The organism is Rhodococcus sp. IEGM 1354 (assembly GCF_030056855.1).
Taxonomy (GTDB): Bacteria; Actinomycetota; Actinomycetes; order Mycobacteriales; family Mycobacteriaceae; genus Rhodococcoides.
Map to the genome: position 1 here is coordinate 486,937 of NZ_JASHKT010000001.1, position 22,020 is coordinate 508,956.

At 64.5% G+C, this 22,020-nt stretch carries 23 protein-coding genes; 16 read left to right on the forward strand and 7 right to left on the reverse strand.

All coding sequences use genetic code 11. The features are described 5' to 3' along the window. The first annotated feature begins 29 nt into the window (after window positions 1-29). The 5 genes from QM588_RS02490 to QM588_RS02510 all read left to right on the forward strand — a co-directional run bounded on the left by QM588_RS02490 (window position 30) and on the right by QM588_RS02510 (window position 4,141). The gene (locus tag QM588_RS02490) at window positions 30-1,415 is read left to right on the forward strand and encodes a maltokinase N-terminal cap-like domain-containing protein (RefSeq protein WP_283311235.1); all 1,386 of its coding nucleotides are present in this window, start codon (window positions 30-32) and stop codon (window positions 1,413-1,415) included. A gap of 83 nt (window positions 1,416-1,498) precedes the next feature. Next, window positions 1,499-1,666, forward strand: a complete 168-nt coding sequence (locus QM588_RS02495; protein WP_283311238.1) for a hypothetical protein — start codon at window positions 1,499-1,501, stop codon at window positions 1,664-1,666. Window positions 1,667-1,761: 95 nt separating this feature from the next. After that, window positions 1,762-2,238, forward strand: coding sequence for a GtrA family protein (locus QM588_RS02500; protein ID WP_442972851.1), 477 nt, complete (start codon window positions 1,762-1,764; stop codon window positions 2,236-2,238). A 129-nt stretch (window positions 2,239-2,367) separates the two neighbouring features. Continuing rightward, window positions 2,368-3,324 (forward strand): acyl-ACP desaturase, encoded by a 957-nt coding sequence (locus QM588_RS02505; RefSeq protein WP_167329357.1) that lies wholly within the window; start codon window positions 2,368-2,370, stop codon window positions 3,322-3,324. A 112-nt stretch (window positions 3,325-3,436) separates the two neighbouring features. Continuing rightward, entirely contained in the window at window positions 3,437-4,141 is a 705-nt protein-coding gene (locus tag QM588_RS02510; RefSeq protein WP_032369542.1) for a M50 family metallopeptidase, read from the forward strand. 29 nt (window positions 4,142-4,170) lie between these two features. On the opposite strand, the gene QM588_RS02515 is transcribed toward QM588_RS02510, so the two are convergent. Next, window positions 4,171-4,641, reverse strand: a complete 471-nt coding sequence (locus QM588_RS02515) for a YdeI/OmpD-associated family protein (RefSeq protein WP_283311242.1) — start codon at window positions 4,639-4,641, stop codon at window positions 4,171-4,173. A gap of 128 nt (window positions 4,642-4,769) precedes the next feature. Between QM588_RS02515 and QM588_RS02520 the strand changes: the two genes are divergently transcribed. The 3 genes from QM588_RS02520 (at window position 4,770) to QM588_RS02530 (ending at window position 7,060) form a co-directional block, all read left to right on the forward strand. Then, a complete protein-coding gene (locus tag QM588_RS02520) occupies window positions 4,770-5,726 on the forward strand; it encodes an SMI1/KNR4 family protein (protein ID WP_283311244.1) in 957 nt (318 codons plus the stop codon). A 211-nt stretch (window positions 5,727-5,937) separates the two neighbouring features. After that, the gene (locus tag QM588_RS02525; RefSeq protein ID WP_283311245.1) at window positions 5,938-6,486 is read left to right on the forward strand and encodes a YdeI/OmpD-associated family protein; all 549 of its coding nucleotides are present in this window, start codon (window positions 5,938-5,940) and stop codon (window positions 6,484-6,486) included. A 106-nt stretch (window positions 6,487-6,592) separates the two neighbouring features. After that, on the forward strand, window positions 6,593-7,060 hold the full coding sequence (locus QM588_RS02530; RefSeq protein WP_283311247.1) for a GNAT family N-acetyltransferase: 468 nt from the start codon (window positions 6,593-6,595) through the stop codon (window positions 7,058-7,060). A gap of 193 nt (window positions 7,061-7,253) precedes the next feature. Here the strand turns inward: QM588_RS02530 and QM588_RS02535 are convergent, their stop codons facing one another. Continuing rightward, complete coding sequence (locus QM588_RS02535; RefSeq protein WP_283311250.1) at window positions 7,254-8,657, reverse strand: GntP family permease; 1,404 nt, start codon at window positions 8,655-8,657, stop codon at window positions 7,254-7,256. Window positions 8,658-8,773: 116 nt separating this feature from the next. Here QM588_RS02535 and QM588_RS02540 point away from each other — a divergent pair, with 116 nt between their 5' ends. The 5 genes from QM588_RS02540 (at window position 8,774) to QM588_RS02560 (ending at window position 13,151) form a co-directional block, all read left to right on the forward strand. Next, window positions 8,774-9,739, forward strand: coding sequence for a lysophospholipid acyltransferase family protein (locus QM588_RS02540; protein ID WP_283311251.1), 966 nt, complete (start codon window positions 8,774-8,776; stop codon window positions 9,737-9,739). Between the two features lie 96 nt (window positions 9,740-9,835). Beyond that, window positions 9,836-10,819, forward strand: coding sequence for an ATP-binding cassette domain-containing protein (locus QM588_RS02545; RefSeq protein WP_283311252.1), 984 nt, complete (start codon window positions 9,836-9,838; stop codon window positions 10,817-10,819). After that, window positions 10,816-11,571, forward strand: coding sequence for an ABC transporter permease (locus tag QM588_RS02550; protein WP_283311253.1), 756 nt, complete (start codon window positions 10,816-10,818; stop codon window positions 11,569-11,571). The genes QM588_RS02545 and QM588_RS02550 overlap by 4 nt, the downstream gene beginning before the upstream one ends. A gap of 15 nt (window positions 11,572-11,586) precedes the next feature. Further along, a complete protein-coding gene (locus tag QM588_RS02555; RefSeq protein ID WP_283311254.1) occupies window positions 11,587-12,324 on the forward strand; it encodes a lysophospholipid acyltransferase family protein in 738 nt (245 codons plus the stop codon). A gap of 68 nt (window positions 12,325-12,392) precedes the next feature. Next, a complete protein-coding gene (locus QM588_RS02560; RefSeq protein WP_283311255.1) occupies window positions 12,393-13,151 on the forward strand; it encodes an SDR family oxidoreductase in 759 nt (252 codons plus the stop codon). Window positions 13,152-13,228: 77 nt separating this feature from the next. Here the strand turns inward: QM588_RS02560 and QM588_RS02565 are convergent, their stop codons facing one another. The 4 genes from QM588_RS02565 to QM588_RS02580 all read right to left on the reverse strand — a co-directional run bounded on the left by QM588_RS02565 (window position 13,229) and on the right by QM588_RS02580 (window position 17,169). Next, window positions 13,229-14,152: a glucose 1-dehydrogenase gene (locus tag QM588_RS02565; RefSeq protein ID WP_283311257.1), complete on the reverse strand. Its 924-nt coding sequence runs from the start codon at window positions 14,150-14,152 to the stop codon at window positions 13,229-13,231. 209 nt (window positions 14,153-14,361) lie between these two features. Then, the gene (locus tag QM588_RS02570; protein ID WP_283311794.1) at window positions 14,362-15,210 is read right to left on the reverse strand and encodes a 3-hydroxybutyryl-CoA dehydrogenase; all 849 of its coding nucleotides are present in this window, start codon (window positions 15,208-15,210) and stop codon (window positions 14,362-14,364) included. Window positions 15,211-15,215: 5 nt separating this feature from the next. Continuing rightward, window positions 15,216-16,373 (reverse strand): acyl-CoA dehydrogenase, encoded by a 1,158-nt coding sequence (locus tag QM588_RS02575; protein ID WP_027495295.1) that lies wholly within the window; start codon window positions 16,371-16,373, stop codon window positions 15,216-15,218. Between the two features lie 148 nt (window positions 16,374-16,521). Continuing rightward, window positions 16,522-17,169, reverse strand: a complete 648-nt coding sequence (locus QM588_RS02580) for a TetR family transcriptional regulator (RefSeq protein ID WP_283311259.1) — start codon at window positions 17,167-17,169, stop codon at window positions 16,522-16,524. A gap of 116 nt (window positions 17,170-17,285) precedes the next feature. On the opposite strand from QM588_RS02580, the gene QM588_RS02585 reads away from it, so the two are divergent. From QM588_RS02585 to QM588_RS02595, 3 genes are all read left to right on the forward strand, one after another. Beyond that, window positions 17,286-17,630 carry an ArsR/SmtB family transcription factor gene (locus tag QM588_RS02585; RefSeq protein WP_283311261.1) on the forward strand — a complete coding sequence of 115 codons (345 nt, stop codon included), beginning with the start codon at window positions 17,286-17,288 and terminating at the stop codon, window positions 17,628-17,630. A gap of 106 nt (window positions 17,631-17,736) precedes the next feature. Further along, entirely contained in the window at window positions 17,737-19,434 is a 1,698-nt protein-coding gene (locus QM588_RS02590) for a SulP family inorganic anion transporter (RefSeq protein WP_283311262.1), read from the forward strand. 40 nt (window positions 19,435-19,474) lie between these two features. After that, window positions 19,475-20,893 (forward strand): xylulokinase, encoded by a 1,419-nt coding sequence (locus QM588_RS02595; protein WP_283311263.1) that lies wholly within the window; start codon window positions 19,475-19,477, stop codon window positions 20,891-20,893. Between the two features lie 52 nt (window positions 20,894-20,945). Here the strand turns inward: QM588_RS02595 and QM588_RS02600 are convergent, their stop codons facing one another. After that, entirely contained in the window at window positions 20,946-22,016 is a 1,071-nt protein-coding gene (locus QM588_RS02600) for an SDR family oxidoreductase (protein WP_283311264.1), read from the reverse strand. Window positions 22,017-22,020: the final 4 nt, after the last annotated feature.

The window sequence follows — 22,020 nt, forward strand, 5'->3', positions numbered from 1 at the left end:
CAACTCCCCGAAGGCGGCGAGAGATACTCATGGTCGGTTCCAGCTCGAGCGCGGCACACGCTGTTCGACACCTGCTCGAGGACGCACTGGTGTCGTGGTTACCAGGTCAACGATGGTTCGGCGCAAAGGGTTCGACGGTGGGTGCCGTGCGGATCGTCGCTCTGGACGTACTGCACGACGAGCCGCATTTCGCCGCCGAGCACCTGCTCGTCGAAGTGGATCTCGTCCAGGACGGCACGTCGGTGACCCAGACCTATCAGGTGCCCCTCGGTTTCCGCACCGAGGTGCCCGAGGAACTACGCCCGTGGCTGTTGCCGGTGCCCGGTGAGATGGCAGTGTTCGACGGCCTACGCGATCCCGAGATCATCGCCCTGTACGGTGACGCGTTCTCCGATGAAAAGCCTACGGGCAGTATCGAATTCAAGGTCGTCGACGGTTCGAGCGTGCCGCAGGGGATGCGCGGTCGGGTTCTGGGTGCAGAGCAGTCCAATACTTCGGTGATTCTCGGTGATCTGCTGCTGCTCAAGCTGTTTCGTCAGGTACCGCCCGGAATCAGTCCGGACGTCGAGTTGCACCGCGCGCTGGCGGAGGTAGGCAGCGTCAACGTGGCACCGCTGCGAGGGTGGCTGGAAGCGCAGGTCGGCGGCGAGACGACCACGCTGGGGATGATCCAGGACTTCGCGGCGAATTCTGCCGAGGGATGGACCACTGCGCTGGCGAGCGTGCGCGAGGTGTTCGATTCCCCCGCCACGCCGATCGAGGATCTGTCCGCCGATTTCGCTCCCCACGCGCATCGACTCGGCGCTGCCGTCGCGCAGGTACATCACGACCTCGCCTCGGTCTTGGGTACCGCCGAACGTTCCGTGGAATCGACGGCCGTCGAAGAGATCCTCGAGCGCATCTCCGGAGTAGCGCGAGTGGTTCCGGAGATCGCCCGGTACATCCCCGCCGCGACGGCCCTGATCTCACGGGCCGAAGCGTCGAGCAGTACCACCGTTCAGCGCATTCACGGCGATCTGCATCTGGGGCAGGTGTTGGGAACCCCCGAGCGGTGGCTGCTCATCGACTTCGAGGGAGAGCCGGCCAAGACGCTGGACGAACGCAGGCAGATGGACAGTGCTTTGCGCGACGTCGCCGGAATGCTGCGGTCGTTCGACTATGCCGCCAACCATCTGCTCGTCGACCTACCGGAGGACCCGGCGCTGCGGGAACGCGCCGAGCAGTGGGCTGCGCGAAGCATCACGGCCTTCTTCGACGGGTACACGTCGGTGGCCGGCCACGATCCACGCGACGAAGCCGATCTGTTGCGCGCGTACGAACTGGACAAAGCCGTCTACGAGGTACTGTACGAAGCGCGCAACCGACCGACCTGGTTGTCTCTGCCCATGCGCGCCGTCGAACGCTTGGTGAGCTGACGGCCGTGGAACGAGCTACAGGGGCGGGCGTGGACCGGCCCGTCTACGACAAGTACCGTATTGCCTGACACGGGAGGCAGGACATGAACGGTATTTTGGCAATCTTCGGCATCGCGGTGGTAATCGTCACCATCGTCGTGGTGGTCGTGCTCGTCGCGGTGTTGTTCGTCGCATCGATCAAGCCCGACAAGCTGAACATCGACCTCGATCGCAAGAAGCGTGCACGGGAAGAAAGTTCCTCGAAGGTCTGAGACCTCGGTCACCTCTGGCACCGATTCGGGCGCACGCGAAGTTGTATCGATTCGAAGCGTCGGTCGACGCTTCCGGTTCTACAACTGGAGACCTCGTGAGCACAGCACTGTCAGCGCCTACGGAGCCCGACTGCAGGGCACGCCTGTTCGGTGAGACTGTGCCGGCCCAGTTTGCTCGTTTCGTGATCGTCGGGGTATCGAGCAACGGCGTCTATGCACTGCTGTTCGTCGCTCTCGCGTCGTTCGGATCTTTCCCCGCCAATCTGGCGGGAGTGGCTGCGAGCACCGTGCTTGCCAACGAGTTGCACCGTCGCCACACCTTCCACGCCGCCGACCGCGTCGGCTGGTTCCAGACCCAGTGGGAAGCGGGAGGACTCGCCCTGATCGGGCTGGGTCTGAGTACCGCCGCGCTGGCCGCAGTCCACCTCCTCGTTCCCGCCGCCGCCACGTACGTTCAAGTTCTGGCAGTGATCGCCGTCAGCAGTCTGGTCGGTGCCGCTCGATTCCTTGCCCTTCGCGGATGGGTGTTCCGCTCGCCGAGCCTCCCGGGGATGGAAGCGGCTCACTCGTGATGCTGTGACAGAGCACGACCGATCTCGAAGATCGGTTGCTACCTGTAACAGAGTTTCGGCGAGGCTTCGTGATAGTCGCCCGCATCGACCTAGGCTCGTGAGCTGACGTCAATGCGAGGAGGCATGTCGATGGCCAGGGATCTGACACAGCTCGAGCTTCTGCAGGAGCTGGTGCCCACTGCCGAGGACAACGTGAACCGTCACATTTCGATGGCGCGCGAGTGGCACCCCCACGACTACGTGCCGTGGGACGAAGGCCGCAACTTCGCCGCACTCGGCGGCAAGGACTACGACCCGGAGCAGTCCAAGCTCTCCGACGTCGCGCAGGCTGCGATGATCACCAATCTGCTCACCGAGGACAACCTGCCGTCCTACCACCGTGAGATTGCCGAGAACTTCTCCCAGGACGGTGCCTGGGGAACCTGGGTCGGCCGCTGGACCGCCGAAGAGAACCGCCACGGCATCGTCATGCGTGACTACCTCGTCGTCACCCGTGGCGTCGATCCCGTCGCCCTCGAAGAAGCCCGCATGATCCACATGACCAACGGCTACGCGTCGCCCGCCGGGGCAGGTGTCGGTCTGCTGCATTCGGTCGCGTACGTGACGTTCCAGGAGCTGGCGACCCGCGTCTCGCACCGCAACACCGGCAAGGTCTGCGACGACCCGATCGCCGACCGCATGCTCCAGCGCATCGCCGCCGACGAGAACCTGCACATGATCTTCTACCGCAACATCACCGGCGCAGCGATGGACATCTCGCCCGATCAGACGTTGCAGGCTGTCTCGGACATCGTGACGAACTTCGTCATGCCCGGTGCCGGCATGCCGAACTTCCGCCGCAACGGTGTGCTGATGGCCAAGCACGGGATCTACGACCTGCGTCAGCACCTCGAAGACGTCGTCTGGCCCGTGCTGCGCAAGTGGCAAGTGTTCGAGCGCAACGACTTCACCGCCCGCGGTGAGAACAAGCGCGAAGAACTCGCCGCGTTCCTCGAAGACCTCGAACGTCAGGCCACCAAGTTCGAGGAGATGCGAGATCGCTCGCTCGCCCGCGAACGCGCCAAGGCCGAAGCGCGCGCGTCCTGAGGTGCCTGCGGCAGTGGTGCGACAAGGCCTGCGGGTCGTTCCGCAGGCTCCACTCCCATGTGCACCCAGCGGCACATAACCGCACCACTGCGGCGAAGCCGCATACTGTGGTGTGAACGAATTCTGGGACCGCATTTCCGCGGTGAGTCCTGATCCACCCGTGTGGATCGTCCAAGTGGCTGCCCTGGCGGCGCTCGTCATCGTCGTGTTGCCGCAGACGTGGCGAATTGCACGCAACGTGGTGACCATCGCGCACGAGGGTGCGCATCTGTTCGTCGCGCTGATCACCGGCCGACAGCTGATGGGTCTGCGACTGCACTCCGATACCTCCGGCGTCGCGATCTCCAAGGGCAAACCGACCGGGCTCGGTGTCATCGCCATGACCTTCGCAGGCTACGTCGGTCCGTCGCTTCTCGGCCTCGGAGCCGCTCTGGTACTGGGTACACAGCGAGCCTCGGCCGTGCTGTGGATCGGCATCATCTCGATTGCGTTGATGCTGTTGATGATTCGCAACATCTACGGACTGCTGTCTCTCGTCACCGTCGGTGGACTGCTGTTCGTCGTGTCCTGGTGGGGTACCGGGGAACAACAGGTCGCCGCGGCGTACTTCATCACGTTCTTCCTGCTGATCGCCGGTCCGCGGCCGGTTCTCGAACTGCAGAAATCCCGAAGTGCCGGGCGAGCTCGGGACTCCGACGCCGATCAACTGGCTCGGTTGACCTTCCTGCCCGGCATCGTGTGGGTCGGACTGTTCCTCGTCGTCACCGTCGGCGCACTCGCGCTGGGGGCGTGGAGAATCCTCGTGCCGGTGCAGTGACGACTGGCCGTTGTGTTCAGCCCGTCCGTCTACTCGCTTTCCGTCAACGACCTCACCAGTCGCGTGATGCGCTCTGCTCGGGTCTGCGGTCGCGCAGCATTGTCGATCGGCATCAACAACTGACGTCGGTCGCTCGCCCTCTTCCGCTCCCATACGGTCGTGCAGCTCGCGTCTTCCATCGCACGCGCAAGATCCTCGGGCACCGGAACGAGATCGGGGTCGGCCGGTTCGAATTCGCACGACACCAGATCACCGGCAGCGACGCCCAACCGACGCTGGAGACCTGCACCGATGTAGACGAACGACCCGGACAGCACAGTCGAATCTGCTTTGTTGAGACCGAGATTGAGACTCAGTCCGTCGATCGAACCGTCGATCCGGCGAGTCGGCCACCGCTCCGCTGCCTCGACCAATCGAGTCGGAACACGAATGATGGTGTACGTGTTCTTGCCCCACGTCATCGGCTCGAGCACTCCGTCGAATCGAATGCTGTCACTCACGATTGCCTCGCACCGTCGGTACACCGCTGAAGGAAATGTCGCCTGAGACTGCAGCATGTCGAGTGATCTCCGCGGAAAGGAGAACCGTAACAAACCCCTCGCCGATCGAGACCCATTAGGTTCGAGTCGTGAACCTCACCGCGGTATGGACCGCGTACATGGCGACGCTTCGTGAACGTGCGCCCATCACTGCTGCGTCGATTCGGCCGCCGCGGACCGCGGGCGAGCGAGAGTCTGCGGAACGTGCGACAACGCCGTGGACCGAGGAACTGCGCGAGTTCTACGGACTGCACGACGGGCAGCAAGTTCCCCTGGGTGAGGATTACGTTTCGGTCGGCTCGGTCTTGCCGGACTCGACGCTTCTGTCGCTCGACGAGGTGGTCCGCGAGCACAACAACAATGTCGAGAACCCGCACCGGATCGATTACTTGGGCGATGATTGGCCGGCCACCGCGGGGGCTCAGGAGGCAGGCGAGACCGCGGAGATGTTTGTCCCCGCCTACGTCCCGTTCGCCGAGGGCATCTTCGGGCTCACCTACATCGACACACGCCCGGGTCGACGGCGCGGCTGCGTACGGATGTTCTCGGCCGAGGCGGCGGACGGGGGCGCACCGCTGTTCGATTCCGTGACCGAATACATCGCAGCGATTCACCGCAGCGTCGAGACCGGATCAGCGCTCGGGGAGATGACGCCCGCGTTCGAGGACGGTGTGCTCGAGTGGCGTGACCCCGAGTTTTCCGACGAATCGATGGCACATGCGGCGACGCTCCCCGTCATCCGAATACCTTTCGCACTCATCGACTTTCGTCCGTCGCAATTGTCGGACGACGACGACCTGATCGATCTCGACCATGTCCGTCGTACCGTCATCGAGACCGCTCGGAGGCTGCATCCGCAGGCCGTGGTCGAGGACGCCCGAGCAGTGTATCGGCAGGTGCCGCGTGTGCGCGGTGCCAACATGAATTGGTGGGTGTCGATGGACGGTGCGGAGGTCATCTTCACCGCGATCGTCACCGGAGAGGACCACGACGTCATCGTCCTGGAGCTTCCATCCGGGGGATGCGTGTTCGAAGCCGACGAGTGAGACGAGCGCTGTACTGGTGCCGACGAACGAAGGGGTACGCATGGCCGTCATGGACGACGCACCGAGGGTGCATGCCGAGACACGTGCCCAGTGGCGGACATGGCTGATCGCACATCACGGAACAACGGAATCCGTGTGGCTGGTGTCGTAAAAGAAGGCGACCGGGAGACCTGCGGTCAGCTACGACGACGCCGTCACGGAAGCACTCGCGATGGGGTGGGTCGACAGTCGACCCCGCAAGCTGGACGACGAGCGAACCATGTTGTATTTCTCGCCCCGCAAACCCGCGAGTGCATGGTCCCGTCCGAACAAGATTCGCATCGAGGCCCTTCGTGAAGCAGGCCTGATACTTCCAGCGGGGGAGCGAGCCGTCGAGGCCGCCGTGGCCAACGGCGCATGGACCGTACTGGACGAGGTCGAGGATCTGATCGTGCCCGAGGACCTTGCGGCTGCATTCACCGAACACGTTGATGCGGAGAATAACTGGAACCAGTTTCCGCCGTCCGCGCGCCGCGGGATTCTGGAGTGGATCGTGACCGCCAAGCGGCCCGAGACCCGAGCCGCTCGTGTGCACGAGACTGCTCGGCTCGCATCGATCGGCGAGCGCAGCCCGCTGGCAACCCAAGCGCGACGGGCGATAGCAGCCGGGTCGCCGACTGTCACGAGCGAAGTGATCCTCGAAAGAGTATGTCCAGCAATTGGCGTCGCGCCTCGGTCGGCGATATCCGTTCCTCCCGCACGTGACGTGTCATCGAAGTGATCCCCGCGATGACAAGACCGGCCGCTGCCTGGCGAGACACGTAGGGCCAGGGCGTGTCGGTCATACCTGTCGAGGGTCGGCGCGAGACCGCTGCCAGACTGGCGACATGTCGATCACACTCGTCCCGATCACTCGTCAACGGTTTCCCTCATGGCTGAAACGGAGCGGAAGCGAGTACGAGACGGACCTGATCGCTGTAGGTGAGACGCCGCGCGCCGCTGAAGAGCACTCCAGTAATGCCATCGAGCGTGCTTTCCCGGCGGGTGCTCCCACCCCGAACAACACTGTGTTCGACCTCGTTGACGACACTGGCCAGATCGTCGGGTACCTCTGGATCGGTCGCGACAACTCGGACGACGCCAGCTCGTGGTGGGTTTGGGATGTCGTAGTCGAGCCGGAGCACCGAGGCCAGGGCTATGGGCGAGCAGCGATGCAGCTCGCCGAAGACCATGCACGGGCGGAGGGCGCGCGGACGCTGGGACTGAGCGTGTTCGGTTTCAACGCGGTCGCGCGCGGGATGTACGAGTCAGCCGGATATGAAACCACAAGTGTGAAGATGCGCAAGCAGCTCTGACCCCCTCAGTTTTGGGCCGTCGGGATGGTCGTGAGCTGGTAGAGGGTCGCGGCGAGGCAGAGACCAGCGCGGTGGGTTGCGAGCGGGCTTGGCTGACCTCGCCACAACGCCGCGCCGGTGCTCGAGCTCGTCGTACCGACGTTCGACGACACACATCCGGTGTAGCGGCCGTGCTGGTTGTGGCCGAACCCCGCTAGAACACCACCCACAGCAGCGACGCGAGGGCGAATATCGCCAGTCCCAGTGTCGTTTCCATGACGGTCCAGGTTTTCAGTGTCGTCTTCTCGTCCATGCCGAAGAAGCGGCTGACGAGCCAGAAGCCGGAGTCGTTGACGTGGGAGAGCACGGTGGCTCCGGCGGCCAGTGCGAACACCAACAGCGCGATCTTGAAATTGCTCAGATCGAGCTCGGCGACCTGGACCGAGATCAGCCCGGCGGTGGTGGTCAGGGCCACGGTGGCCGAGCCCTGTGCGACGCGAAGAGCGGTGGCGATCAGGAAGGCCTGCAGCAGGATCGGCAGTCCGAGGCCGGACAGCGAGGAGGTGAGCGACTGCCCGATGCCGCTGGCCCGCAGCACTCCACCGAACATGCCGCCGGCACCGGTGATCAGGATGATCGAACAGATGGGTCCGAGGGCTTGATCCATGTACTTGGCACCGTCGGCGACGGGGAAGCGTCCCGGCGCGAGAATGAACAGAGCCAGCAGCAAGGTGATGAGCAGCGCGATGGGCGTCTGACCGATGAGTGTCAGCGCTGCTGCCCAGGTCTCGTCTCCGGTCAGCACACCCGAGGTGGTCAGAGTGTTGACCACGGTGTTGAGGGAGATCAGTACGAGCGGCGTCAGCAGGATGAGCAGCACCGCACCGAACTTCGGCGCAGGGTCGCGGAGGCCGGCCATCTCTTTGTCGTGTTCTTCGGAGTTGGCTGCGCCCTCGGCGAAGAGGTCGGCAGGCGCGGTGACGAATCGTTTGCCGAGCTGGGTACCGACCAGGTAGGAGCCGACGAACCAGGAGACGACTGCGACGGGAACTCCGACGAGAAGCACCGAACCGATATCTCCGCCGAGGAGTTCCGTGGCGGCGACGGGACCGGGGTGCGGGGGAACGATGGCGTGCATCGCGGCGAACGCGCCTGCGGTCGGCAGTGCGTACAGCAATACCGATCCACCGAAGCGCTTGGCGACGGTGAAGATGATCGGCAGGAAGACGACGAGGCCGGCGTCGAAGAAGATGGGGAAGCCGAAGATGAGTGCGGCGACACCCAGGGCGAGCGGTGCACGTTTGGCCCCGAAGCGGTTGATCAGAGTATCGGCCAATACTTGAGCGCCACCGGTGATTTCGAGCAGTCGGCCGACCATCACACCCAGGGCGACGAGTAGAGCGACCGAACCGAGGGTGGAACTGAAGCCCGAGAGCAATGCCGACGGCACGTCTGCCAGTGGGATGCCCGCTGCGACGGCGGTGACGGCGCTGACCAGGACCAGCGAGACGAAAGCGTGCAGTTTCACCTTCATGATCAGGAACAGCAGAACTGCGACGGCTGCTGCTGCGATCAGGAGTAGGGGAGTCGTCCCGTACGCCGGTTCGATCGGATCCATCTGTGTACCTCGTTCGCTCGGCTGGAGATTCGACCATAACGGACAGCTCGATGACCGCGCGGGGATACCGAGCACGGTCGTCGGACCTGAAGTTCGCGGTGGAGTACCGTGCGGGTATGAGTGATGGGGATCACGTAACGGGTGGGGACAGCTCCGACAAGCCTTCGAAGGACGCTTTACGCGAGCAAGCGCAGCGTTATGCCGCAGCGGCTCGGCTGAAGATGAAGGAGCGACGCGAGAAGGCGTCGGGTGGCCTCGGGTCCGTGGTCGCCGACCGCGCAGGAAATTGGGATCTCGACGATCAGAACACCGTGGCGATGGACCGTCAGCAAAGGCTCTGGAACGGGGTGATGGATCGCTACTTCCGGATGGAGATCGACGGTTGGGAGACGATTCCCGAGTCGCCGGTTCTCGTCGTCGGAGTGCATTCGGGTGCGCCGTTCGTGTGGGACGCGTGGACCGTCGGAGCGCAGTGGTGGCGACACTTCGGCGAGAAGCGCATCCTGCACGGCACTGCGCACGACGCGCTGATGGCATTTCCGTTGATCGGGAAAGTCTTTCGATCCATGGGTGTGTTGCCTGCGGCCCCGGACTCGATGTCGACCGCATTGGCCGAGGGCAGGGACGTGATCGTGTGGCCCGGTGGAGAGGTCGATTCGCTGCGACCGTGGAGCAAGCGTGACGAGGCGACGCTCGGTGGTCGAACCGGTTTCGTCAAGCTTGCGATCCGAATGGGCGTGCCGATCGTTCCGGTGGCGACCGTGGGCGGTGCCGACGCGATGCCGGTGCTCATTCGAGGCGACAAGCTGGCCAAGGCGCTCGGACTGGACAGATTTGCGCGCCTGAAGGTTTTTCCCATCGCCATCTCGCTGCCGTGGATCATCGCTCCTGCCGCGCTGCCGCAGATTCCGTTGCCCGCCAAGATCCGAACCCGGTTCATGCCCCCGGTCGAGCTCGACCACGATCCGGCTCGCTGTGACGACGAGGCCTACGTCGAAGCGAAGTACGACGAGGTCCGGGCCAGTATTCAGGCCGGCATGGACGAGCTCGCCAGCAAGCGCAAGTTCCCGGTGTTCGGCTAGTTCACTCGCGCCGAGCATCGCGGACCGTAGCTGACCGCGATCGTTTCTAGCGTCTCCTCTCGTACGGATTCACCGATACGACGAGGGGCGCACGAGATGATCGAAACATCGGGACTGACCAAGACTTTTCGGCAAGGCAAGAAGACCGTGGAGGCGGTGCGCGGCATCGATCTGACGATCGGTGAGGGAGAACTGGTAGCTCTCCTCGGTCCCAACGGTGCAGGTAAGTCGACCACGCTCCGAATGCTGACCACACTGCTCGCGCCCACGTCGGGCTCGGCTCGGATCGCCGGGTTCGACGTGGGCCGGGACCGGGACAGTGTCCGGCGCAGCCTCGGCTATGTGGGGCAGGGCAACGGTGCGGGACACAACCAGCGCGTGCGAGACGAGCTCGTCGTGCAAGGCCTGTGTTACGGCATGACTCGTCACCGATCACTAACTCGTGCAGACGAATTGATCGACGCACTCGAACTCGGCGAACTGCGGTCGCGCACCGTCTCGACGCTGTCCGGCGGACAGCGTCGCCGACTCGACATCGCCTTGGGACTGGTGCACAGGCCGGCACTGTTGTTCCTCGACGAGCCGACGACCGGAATGGACCCGCAGAGTCGGGCCAACCTGTGGGATCACATCCTCCGGCTGCGACGCGAGATGGGCACGACCATCGTTCTGACCACACACTACCTCGACGAGGCCGATTCGATGGCCGAGCGGGTCATTGTCGTCGACCACGGAACCGTCATCGCCGACGACACCGCTGCGTCGCTGAAATCGGAACTGGCAGGAGATCTGATCGTTCTCACCGTGTCCGACGCGTCGGCGCTCCTTTCGCTTCTCGCCGGAATGGACGGCATCAGGGACGTCACGAGAACCGGCTCGCGCCTGAACCTGCGCGTCGGACGCGCCGAAGTCGTTCTCCCGGAAGTACTGCGTTGCAGCGAGATGCACGGTATCCGCGTTCTCACCGCGGACATGACCCGACCGACTCTCGACGACGTGTTCCTCGGCCTCACCGGCCGTAGTCTTCGAGAAACTGCCGCAGCGCTCGACAACGCAAGCACGGCAGGAGAACTCCGATGAACGTTCTCTCCGGAAGCGCTTTGGTGATGGGTCGGGAATTGCGGCCGATGGTGCGCGATCCGTTCACCGTCATCTTCAGTCTCGTCCAACCGCTGATCCTGCTCGCTCTGTTCGGCCCACTGCTCACCGATGTCCCCGGTCTCGGAGACGGAAGTGTCTGGGACTGGTTCGTGCCGGGTGTTCTCGCGATGATCACCATCTTCGGCACTTCCATGACCGGCTCGAATCTGCTGGCAGAGTTGCAGCAGGGTTCTCACGAGCGAATGTTGGTGACCCCGTTGCCGCGATCGGCTCTGCTCGTCGGGCGGGCGTTCAAGGAAATGGTGCCGCTCGCTGCGCAGGCCGTGTTGATCGTTCTGGTCGCATTGCCACTCGGCCTGTCCGTGAATCCGATCGGTGCCGCCGTGGGAATAGTGCTCCTCGGAGTGTTCGGCGTCGGGCTCGGCGCGCTGTCCTACGCGTTGGCTTTGGCTGTGCGCGGGCAGGATTGGGTGTTCTGGTCCATCCAACAGACGTTGATGTTCCCGCTGCTCATCCTCTCCGGCACGATGTTGCCGCTGACGGCCGCACCGGGGTGGATGCAGTTCTTGGTGAACATCAACCCGCTCGGATATCTCGTCGACGCCGAACGTGCACTGTTCGCCGGCGACTTCGCGAGTTCGACGGTGACGGCAGGTGTCGTCGCAGCCGCGGCCACTGCGGCGGTCGGGTTGGTCGTCGGCATCCGGGCTATGGGCTCCTCGCGCGTGTGAGGCTAAGCTCGCGTCATGGATCGGCCTGCGGTAATTCTCGAGAACGACGAGACGGTGTACGACTTCTATCTGCGGCATCAGCAGAATCGTCAGGTTGCGAGGCTGGCGTATGCCGCCCTCGCCCGGCGCTTCCGCCCGCGGGTGTCGTATTCCGACGGTGCCCGGGAGGAGCTGCGGCGTCTGGTGTACGACAACACCCGTCTGCTCATCGCGGTCAATCACCTCACCGAGAGTGATCCGTACACCCTCGCAGCGGCGGCCTGGGCGTCGCCGCTGCGTCCGGTGATCGGGCGCACCAGAGTGTTGGCGAAGGACGAATTGTTCCAGGAACCCAAGCAGCGCAAGCGAATCGACATGATGGGCGGCATTCCCGTCTTCCGCGGCAAGAATCACGGGATGCGGGCAGTCAGTGCGGCAGGCAACCGCATGATGGACATCAGTGCCGAAAGAATGAAGCGCGGCGACGACCTCGCAGTGTTCCCGGAAGGCACCTGCAACCTAGAGGACCCGACGACGGTGCAACACGTCGGCAGCGGAATCGGCCACATCGCGATGCGGGCCCGCAAACTCGGCGTCGAGCCGACGTTGATCTGCATCGGACTGAGTTACGGCCCCGGCTCGGCGAAAGTGAAGCAGGCGAGCGTCTACTTCGATACGCCCATCACCGATCTGCCCCAGAAACCGATCGACATCACCCGGGTGGTGGCAGAGGGAATGCAGAAAGCACTCGACGGAGCGGTGGCTGCGTACTGACTGCGCCGCCGGGGTTGGTAGAAACAGATGACAGATAATTCGATTCGGCGTTGTGTCAGGAGATATTCGTGAGCGATCAGATCAAGACGGCCATAGTCACCGGTAGTGCGCGTGGAATCGGCGCTGCGGTCGCGAAGCGGCTGGCCAAGGACGGTTTCGGCGTCGCGGTGGTGGACCTCGACGAGGCCGCGTGCAGCGACACCGTCGGCGCGATCGAGTCCGCAGGCGGGCAGGCCGTGGCCATCGGCGCGAACGTGGCCGACGAGGAGTCGGTCCAGACTGCAGTCGACCGCATCGCCGGCGAGTTCGGTGCGCCGACCGTACTGATCAACAACGCAGGCATCACCCGCGACAACCTGCTGTTCAAGATGACGGTGCAGGACTGGGATTCCGTGCTCGGCGTGCACCTGCGCGGCTCGTTCCTCATGACGCGTGCAGTGCAGAAGCACATGATCGACGCCAAGTGGGGTCGCATCGTGAACCTGTCGAGCACCTCGGCCCTGGGTAACCGCGGTCAGGCGAACTACTCCGCGGCCAAGGCCGGAATGCAGGGATTCACCAAGACCCTCGCCATCGAGCTCGGAAAGTTCGGCGTCACCGCCAACGCCATCGCCCCCGGATTCATCGAAACCGAGATGACGGCAGCCACCGCCGAGCGGGTCGGAATGTCGTTCGACGACTTCAAAGCTGCTGCGGCGTCGCAGATTCCGGTCAATCGCGTCGGACATCCCGACGACATCGCCCACCTGGCGTCGTTCTTCGTCAGTGAGGGTGCCGGATTCATCTCGGGCCAGGTCGTCTACGCAGCCGGTGGCCCGAAGGACTGACGTTTCCCGAATGCGTGAATGGACCATTCACGAGCCCGGACGGGTGTGAATGGTCCATTCACGCAGAGCGGACCCGACTACGGCGTCGGCATTCCGCCGTTGACGTTGAGGGTGTCTCCGGTGACGTATCCCGATTCCGCGGAAGACAGGTACACGTACGCGCCCGCGATCTCGGCCGGCTGACCTGCTCGGCCCAGTGGGGTTTCCTTGCCGAATTCCGGCAGTGCCGACGTCGGCTGTCCGCCCGCGGCCTGCAGCGGAGTCCAGAATGGGCCCGGTGCAACGACATTGACCCGAATCCCCTTCGGTGCCAACTGCTGCGCGAGAGCCTTGCTGATGGTGTTGATGGCCATCTTCGTCGTCGCGTAATCCACCAGACCGGGCGAGGGGGTGTACGCCTGGATGGAGCTGGTGTTCACGATCGTCGAGCCGGCAGGCATGTGCGGCACCGCTTCCTGAATGATCCAGAACAGTGCGTACACATTGGTTTTGAAGGTCTGGTCGAACTGCTCAGAGGACAGGTCCGCCAGATCTTCGACGAACTGCTGCTTGCCTGCCACGTTGATCAGCAGGTCCAGGCCGCCGAGCTCGTCGACGGCGGTGTGCACCAGAGCGCGGGCAGCTTTCTCGTCGGTGAGATCTGCCGGGGCCAGGACGGCGGTGCGACCGGCGTCGCGAACCAACTGGGCGACGTCCTGAGCGTCCTTCTCCTCCGACGGCAGATAGTTGAGGACTACGTCGGCACCCTCGCGGGCAATGGCGATGGCTGCCGCGCGCCCGATGCCGGAGTCGGCACCGGTGACCAAGGCCTTACGGCCGGTCAGGCGTCCGGACCCGCGGTACGTCTGCTCGCCGTGGTCGGCCAGTGGTTGTAGATCGGCAGCGAGACCGGGCGGATCCTGGTGCTGCTCAGGGAATCCGTCTTGGCGGTACTGCGTGACGGGATTGGTGAAGGTGTACTGATCACTCACGATGGGGTCGTCTCCGAACCTGGTATTCATTGCGTGGGGAACCTGCTGCTCGATTCCGTCTCCACGCCGAATGCCCGAAGTCGTCCGCAAACAAACTGAGTCGGGTCTCTCCCTGGCTCACGCCGTATCCCTGGCTCACGCCATGCCCGCCAACGGATGAATGCGACATTCAGCTACGTGGAGTAGCCGAATGCCGCATTGATCCGGAGGGGGGCGTGCCGGGAAGGTAAGGCCGCGGGCTAGGAGTACGTGTAGAAACCCTTGCCGCTCTTGCGACCCAACATTCCCGCGTCCACCATGCGCTGCAGCAGCGGTGGCGGAGCGTAATGCGGCTCGCGGAATTCGGCGTAGAGCGACTCTGCGACCGCGAGGGTGACGTCGAGGCCGACGGTGTCGGTCAGACGCAACGGTCCCATGGGGTGGGCGCAACCGTTCACCATGCCGTCGTCGATGTCCTCGGCGCTGGCGAAGCCGGACTCGAGCATCCGGATGGCCGAGACCATGTAGGGGATGAGCAGCGCGTTGACGATGAATCCCGCACGGTCGCCCGCGCGAATCGTCTTCTTGCCCAGGGTGTTCGCCGCGTAGTCGGTGACCGCATCGACGGTCTCTTCGCTGGTGAGGAGGCTGACGACGATCTCCACCAGCGGTAGCACCGGCACCGGGTTGAAGAAGTGCACTCCGACGACCTGGCCGGGCCGCTTCGTCGCGTTGGCCATCTTGATGACGGGGATCGACGAGGTGTTCGTCGCCAGGATTCCCTCGGGTTTGACGATGGAATCGAGCTTGCCGAACAGATCCAGCTTGAGTGATTCGATCTCCGGTGCCGCCTCGATCACGAGGTCGCGATCCGCGAAATCACTGATATCGAGCGTCAACGAGATTGCGGCGCGGGCTTTCTCGGCCGCGCCGGCTTCGATGCGGCCGGACTTGACGGCCCGTGCGAAGGACTTGTCCAGGCGGGCCTCGGCTGCGTCGGCGGTGGCCTGGCTGGTTTCCAGGATCAGTACGGAACTGCCGGAGCGAGCACACATCTCGGCGATGCCGGCACCCATGGTGCCGCCACCGATAACGCCTACGAGTTCGATCGCGCTCATTTGAGCAGTGCCCGCGACATGACGACACGCTGAATCTGGTTGGTGCCTTCGTAGATCTGGGTGATCTTGGCGTCGCGCATCATGCGCTCGACCGGGAAGTCGGTGGTGTAGCCGGCACCGCCGAAGAGCTGCACGGCGTCGGTCGTGACCTCCATGGCCACATCGGACGCAAAGCACTTCGCTGCGGCGGAAATGAACCCGAGGTTCTTCTCGCCGCGCTCGGCGCGTGCTGCGGAGCTGTAGACCATCAGGCGAGCAGCTTCGACCTTCATCGCCATGTCGGCGAGCATGAACTGCACGGCCTGGAAGCTCGAGATCGACGTGCCGAACTGCTTGCGGTCCTTGGTGTATGCGATCGCCGCGTCGAGAGCGCCCTGAGCGAGGCCGACGGCCTGTGCGCCGATGGTGGGCCGGGTGTGGTCGAGAGTTTCGAGCGCGGTCTTGAATCCGGTGCCGGGCTCACCGATGATGCGGTCTCCGGGGATCTTGCAGTTCTCGAAGTAGAGCTCTGCAGTGGGCGAACCCTTGATGCCGAGCTTCTTCTCCTTGGGGCCGACGACGAATCCTTCGTCGTCCTTGTGCACGATGAACGAGCTGATGCCGTTGGCACCCTTGTCGGGATCGGTGACGGCCATGACGGTGTACCAGTCGGACTTGCCGCCGTTGGTGATCCAACACTTGGAGCCGTTGAGGATCCAGTCGTCACCGTCGGCCTTCGCGCGGGTGCGCATACTGGCGGCATCGGAGCCGGCCTCACGCTCGGACAGTGCGTACGACGCCATCGCGCCGCCTGCGAGCGAGGGCAGGACCTGCTTCTTGAGCTCCTCGGAGCCCTTGAGGATGAGGCCCATCGTGCCCAGCTTGTTGACCGCGGGGATCAGCGAGGACGAGCCGCAGACACGGGCGACCTCTTCGATGACGATGCAGGCGGCAACCGAGTCGGCACCCTGACCGTCGTACTCCTCGGGGACGTGAACGGCGTTGAAGCCGGAAGCGTTGAGGGCATCGAGCGCCTCCTGCGGGAAGCGCGAGTCCTCGTCGACCTCCTTGGCGTACGGGGCGATCTCCTTCTCCGACAGGGCTCGGATCGCTGCGCGCAGCTCCTCGTGCTCCTCGGGTGACTGGTAGAGATCGAAGTCGGGATTTCCGGCCATGTCGGCCACGCTCCTCGCGATGTCGGGGGTACAGCACTGCCCAGAAGGGGCACTCAGTGCCAAGCTTCACCCCAGTGTACGACCGTGCCAGCCCCGATTCAAGGGTGGGGCTCGTCGAGACGGCACTGAGTGCCATCTCGGGTGGGGGTCACTCGGGGAGATGACGGGCCAACGCGTCGGCGACGGTGTCCACGGACGTGCCCCGCGGGAATGTCGCGACCACGACGTCTCCCGAGGACTGGGCGCGGACCTGCGCCAACGCTGCGCGCAGGTCGGTGACGGACGTGGGCAGCCCGTCGCGAATCATCCGTCGTAGAAAGTAGTTGTGGGTCGCGGTCACCGAGGCGGAGAACTGCAGGATCTCCAGATGAGGGTGGTCGGGCAGCGCCCGCTGCAGGTATTCGACGAAGAGACGGTCGTAGCGGAACACGGTGACGATCTCGCGATCGCGCAAGGCGGGAATTCGATGCACCACCTGATATCGCAGCCGCGACATCTCTTTCCAGTCCGAGAATCGCTCGTACACCAGCTGCGCGGCATCGCAGACGGCCTGCCATGGGTCGCCGGTGTCGGCCGCGAGCAGAGCGCCGACCTGCTCGAGCAGAATCTCGTGATCGGCGAAGACGACGTCTTCCTTGGCGCGGAACTGCCGAAAGAACGTCCGACGCGAGATTCCGGCCGCCACCGCGATGTCGTCCACCGTCGTCGAGTCGTAGCCCTTGACCGAGAACAGATCCAGGGCCGCGGTGGCCACGGTCAGCCTGAAGTCGGTGGATTCCTCGGGTTCTCCGCGCATGCCAGTGAAGGTAGCGGAGTTTCGGCAGGGGCCACGGAGATCGTCCTTCTCGACGGCTGATTGCTAGTGTTCGCAAGTAGCCTGCTGCGCAGTGCTCGGCGAAGCGGAAGGACGTCATGGCCACGGATTCGAGTCGACCGCTGTACAGAATGAAGGCCGACTTCTTCAAGACGTTGGCCCACCCAGCGCGCATTCGAGTGCTGGAGCTGTTGAGCGAACGCGAACACGCAGTGTCCGAGATGCTGCCCGAGGTGGGCATCGAGCCGGCGAATCTGTCTCAGCAGCTGTCTATTCTGCGCCGCGCGGGTCTCATCGAGGGCACTCGGGAGGGATTGTCGGTGTCGTACACGCTGACGTCGCCGAAAGTGGCGGATCTTCTGGTGGTGGCCCGGGAGATATTGACCGGAGTGGTGGCCAACCAGGTGGAACTGCTGGACGGCGAGTCCGGACCGCGCACCTGACCTGATGTTCGAGGATGGTGTGCAGCATCTCGTCGCATCTGATTCATTACTTGCTAAACTTAGCAATCAACTGGATCAGGAACGATGAGTTTTCAGGAAGCGTCGCATGTCCGAACCGACGAAACGCACCCGCACGAGCGACGCCCTGAGGGCGGTCACCGCCCTTCTCCCCCGGTGGAGCGAGTGGAAGCCCGCGCTGCACGCACCCGGTTCGGATCTGTTGGCAGGCCTCATCGTGGCACTGGTCGCGTTGCCCCTGGCCCTCGGATTCGGCGTCAGCACCGGGTTGGGTGCAGCGGCGGGACTGACCACGGCGATCATCGCGGGAGTCGTCGCCGCGGTATTCGGTGGATCACGGTTTCAGGTATCGGGGCCGACCGGTGCCATGACGGTGGTGCTGGTCCCGATCGTCGCCGAATACGGGCCGACGGGAGTGCTCGCGGTCGGCCTCCTGGCCGGGGTCATTCTGTTGGTGCTCGCGGTAGCAGGCATCGGTAGGGCAGTGCGGTACATGCCCGCGCCCGTCATCGAAGGTTTCACCGCGGGTATTGCCGTTGTCATTGCACTGCAACAGGTTCCGTCGGCGCTGGGTATCACGGACGCGGAAGGTGACAAGGTGTGGCAGTCCGCGTTCGATGCTGTCCGTTCGTTCGTCGCGCATGCGAGCATCCTCACCCCCGCTGTGGCGATCGCCGTCGCGATCGTCATGCTCGTCGGCGGCCGCCTGGCACCGAAGATCCCGTTCTCGTTGGTCGCGGTTGCTGCCGCTACCGTGGCCACCCAGCTGTTCGATCTGGACATCGCCCGCATCGGCACCATTCCGTCGTCGCTGTCCGCCCCGAGCCTGGCCTTCTTCCACCTGGGTGACGTGACGGCGTTGCTGGCCCCGGCGTGTGCCGTCGCCGCGCTGGCTGCCTTGGAATCGTTGTTGTCCGCCACGGCCGCGGACTCGATGGGCGTCGGCGCACGACACAACCCCGACCGGGAGCTGTTCGGGCAGGGCCTTGCGAACATCGCCGCGCCCCTGTTCGGTGGCATCCCCGCCACGGGTGCCATCGCCCGGACGGCAGTCAACGTTCGATCCGGTGCCCGCACCAGGCTCGCGGCCCTCACCCACGCGGTGATCCTCGCTGTCATCATGTACTCCGCGGCCGGGTTGGTCGCCGATATCCCGCTCGCAGCCTTGGCCGGAGTGCTGCTCGCAACCACGGTGCGGATGGTCGAGACCGCGTCGATCCGGGCGATCACCCGCGCCGGTCGCGGGGACACCATGGTGATGGCGGCGACCTTCCTCGTCACGGTGGTCTTCGATCTCGTGACGGCGGTGGCGGTCGGCGTCGGGTTCGCTGCCGTCCTTGCTCTACGGGCCGTTGCGCGATCGGCCACGGTCGAGCAGGTCCCCTTGAACACACTGGATGCGGTCTCGGCGGAGGAAGGCGACCTGCTTCGGGAACACATCGTCGCGTACCGCATCGACGGTGCGCTGTTCTTCGGTGCGGCGCACAGCTTCCTGCTCGAACTCGCCGACGTCTCGGACGTGAAGGTGGTGATCCTGCGCATGTCCCGAGTCACCACGATCGATGCCACCGGGGCCATCGTTCTCAAGGACACCATCACCGAACTCGAACACCGTCACATCACCGTCCTCATCTCCGGTGCCAAGCCCGAGCACTTGCGTCCCCTCGCGGCCCTGGGCGTGTTCACCACGAAGGACGACGACGCTCGACACGTCTTCGACACCACCCCGCAGGCCATCGCCTGTGCGCGCACGTTGGTGACCGAGGCGACCACGCCCCGCGGGTAGGGTCGTAGGTCACACTTGCGTACGAAAGGACCAGCTCATCGTGGCTCTCGTTGCCGGAATCGACTCTTCCACCCAATCGTGCAAGGTTTTCGTTCGCAATGCCGACACAGGGGAGTTGGTGCGTCACGGCCGTGCCGGTCATCCCGACGGCACCGAAATCGATCCGCAGCGGTGGAAGGAAGCACTCGACGAGGCCGTCGATGCCGCCGGAGGGCTGGACGATGTCGCTGCGGTGTCGGTCGGCGCTCAACAACACGGCATGGTCTGCCTCGACGACAACGGATCCGTGGTCCGTAAAGCATTGCTGTGGAACGATACTCGGTCGGCCCAGGCGGCAGAAGATCTGATCGCGGAGCTCGGCGAGAAGACCGGTGGCGACGGCGGTCAGGCTTGGGCCGACGCAGTCGGCGTGGTCCCGTTGGCCTCGATCACTGTCGCCAAGCTGCGCTGGCTCGCCGACAACGAGCCCGACAACGCCGATCGCACTGCGGCGGTGTGCCTTCCGCACGACTGGATCGGTTGGCAGCTCGGTGGCGCGTCGGGGCTCGACGCCTTGGCCACCGATCGCGGTGACGCGAGTGGCACCGGATACTTCTCGGCGGCCACGAACGAGTATCGAACGGATCTGTTGCAGCTGGGTTTTCGTGGCCGCAACCCACTGCTGCCTCGTGTGGCAGCGCCGAACGAGGCGATAGGCCGCACTGCCGCCGGCGCGCTGATCGGCCCGGGTACCGGCGACAATGCCGCTGCTGCGCTTGCCCTCGATGCGCAGTCCGGTGATGTGGTGGTCTCGATCGGCACGTCGGGCGTCGTCTCGGCGGTGACAACCGCCGCAGCCGCCGACGGTTCGGGCCTGGTCGCCGGATTCGCCGACGCCACCGGGCGTCAACTGCCGTTGGTGTGCACGCTCAACGCTGCTCGCGTCCTCGATGCGACGGCGCGGATGCTGGGCGTCGATCACGACGAGTTGTCGCGGTTGGCTCTGTCGACGACGAGCGACGGTGTGGTGATGGTGCCGTACTTCGAAGGCGAGCGGACGCCCAATCTCCCCCATGCGTCCGGTGCGATTCATGGACTGCGACTGAGCAATTCGACGCCGGGCCATCTCGCGCGCGCTGCCGTCGAAGGACTGCTGTGCGGTTTGGCCGACGGTATCGACTACCTGCGTGCACAGGGCGTGGACGTGCGGCGTGTGCTGCTCATCGGCGGCGGTGCCAAGTCCGCCGCACTGCGGGCCTTGGCCCCGGCAGTTCTGGGGGTACCGGTGGCCGCACCCGAGCCCGGTGAATACGTCGCCGACGGTGCGGCGCGCCAGGCGGCCTGGACGTTGGCCGGAACCAGCGAGCCTCCGACCTGGGCACAGGCGGCGTCGAAGACCTACGAGGCAGACCCCACGCCGGCGGTGCGAGAGCGCTACGCCGAGGTGCGGGATCTGACCGAGGGCAACACCGCCATGTGAGCGGAACTTCGTAGCCCACTACGAAGTTCCGCGCACATGCGGCGGAGCCGCTCTAGGGAATCAGACGCGCATCTCGGTAACGCTGAATCACCGAGGCGATGGCATCGGGCGTGGATCGAAAGCCCAGGAAGCCGGCCTTCTTGGACTTGTTCATGTCCGTCAGGCATTCCATGTCGCGGCCGAGGTCACCGTCGGTGTGCCACCACGACGCCAGGCGGGAGACGTCGCTCTCCACCAGATCGTGCTTCTCGGCGATGCGCTTCCACGCGGCGGCCGCGTCGGACATGCGGGGTTCGAGGGGACGCGGCTCGGTGTCGAAGCCCTCGGGCTCGACGCCGAACATCTCGGCGAACTGCGGCCACAGCCAGCGCCACCGGAAGACGTCACCGTTGGCGATGTTGAAGGCTTCGTTGTGCGCATTGTCATCGGTTGCGGCCCAGACCATCTGCTCGGCGAGCAGGTCGGCGTCGGTGAGGTCGGTGAGCCCGTTCCACTGCGTTTCGGAACCGGGGAAGACGAACTTCTCGCCCAGCTCCTTGCAGATCGATGCGTACACGGACAGCGTCAGCATCATGTTCATTGCGTTGCCGACCGCGAATCCCGAGATGGTGTGTGCGCGGTGCACGCTCCACCCGAATCCGGACTTCTCGGCACCGGCGAACAGTTCGTCCTCTTGCGCGTAGTAGAAGTTCGGAGTGTCGAGGCGGTCCTCGGTCTCGTGGAACGGCGTCTCGGCCATGACGGCCTCGCCGTAGGCATCGAACGGCCCGAGGTAGTGCTTGAGGCCGGTCATGAGAGCGACGTGCTTCACCGAATCGAGGGGGCCGAGAACGTTCAGCACGTTGCGTAGGGTCGCCGAGTTGACCTCGATGTTCTCCTGCTCGGAGTCCTTCTTCATCCACGCCGTGAAGAACACGACCTCGGGTCGGACGTCGTTCAGCGCCTGCTCCAGCGAGGTCACGTCGAGCAGATCCGCGGCCACCGGCACGACGCCGTCGACGGGGGTACTTCCGCTGCGACTCAGTCCGTAGGTGGTCCAGCCTGCATCGAGTGCGGCGTGGCACAGGGCCTGCCCGGAGATACCGGTGGCACCGACGATCAGCGCGCGCGTGGTGGTAGTCATCGAA

Excerpts from the sequence above, each read along its gene's own strand:
- QM588_RS02490 (WP_283311235.1), top strand. The coding sequence starts at position 30 with ATGGTCGGTTCCAGCTCGAGCGCGGCACACGCTGTTCGACACCTGCTC.
- QM588_RS02495 (WP_283311238.1), top strand. The coding sequence starts at position 1,499 with ATGAACGGTATTTTGGCAATCTTCGGCATCGCGGTGGTAATCGTCACC.
- QM588_RS02505 (WP_167329357.1), top strand. The coding sequence starts at position 2,368 with ATGGCCAGGGATCTGACACAGCTCGAGCTTCTGCAGGAGCTGGTGCCC.
- QM588_RS02525 (WP_283311245.1), top strand. The coding sequence starts at position 5,938 with ATGGGGTGGGTCGACAGTCGACCCCGCAAGCTGGACGACGAGCGAACC.
- QM588_RS02530 (WP_283311247.1), top strand. The coding sequence starts at position 6,593 with ATGTCGATCACACTCGTCCCGATCACTCGTCAACGGTTTCCCTCATGG.
- QM588_RS02535 (WP_283311250.1), bottom strand. The coding sequence starts at position 8,657 with ATGGATCCGATCGAACCGGCGTACGGGACGACTCCCCTACTCCTGATC.
- QM588_RS02540 (WP_283311251.1), top strand. The coding sequence starts at position 8,774 with ATGAGTGATGGGGATCACGTAACGGGTGGGGACAGCTCCGACAAGCCT.
- QM588_RS02545 (WP_283311252.1), top strand. The coding sequence starts at position 9,836 with ATGATCGAAACATCGGGACTGACCAAGACTTTTCGGCAAGGCAAGAAG.
- QM588_RS02550 (WP_283311253.1), top strand. The coding sequence starts at position 10,816 with ATGAACGTTCTCTCCGGAAGCGCTTTGGTGATGGGTCGGGAATTGCGG.
- QM588_RS02555 (WP_283311254.1), top strand. The coding sequence starts at position 11,587 with ATGGATCGGCCTGCGGTAATTCTCGAGAACGACGAGACGGTGTACGAC.
- QM588_RS02565 (WP_283311257.1), bottom strand. The coding sequence starts at position 14,152 with ATGAATACCAGGTTCGGAGACGACCCCATCGTGAGTGATCAGTACACC.
- QM588_RS02575 (WP_027495295.1), bottom strand. The coding sequence starts at position 16,373 with ATGGCCGGAAATCCCGACTTCGATCTCTACCAGTCACCCGAGGAGCAC.
- QM588_RS02580 (WP_283311259.1), bottom strand. The coding sequence starts at position 17,169 with ATGCGCGGAGAACCCGAGGAATCCACCGACTTCAGGCTGACCGTGGCC.
- QM588_RS02585 (WP_283311261.1), top strand. The coding sequence starts at position 17,286 with ATGGCCACGGATTCGAGTCGACCGCTGTACAGAATGAAGGCCGACTTC.
- QM588_RS02590 (WP_283311262.1), top strand. The coding sequence starts at position 17,737 with ATGTCCGAACCGACGAAACGCACCCGCACGAGCGACGCCCTGAGGGCG.
- QM588_RS02600 (WP_283311264.1), bottom strand. The coding sequence starts at position 22,016 with ATGACTACCACCACGCGCGCGCTGATCGTCGGTGCCACCGGTATCTCC.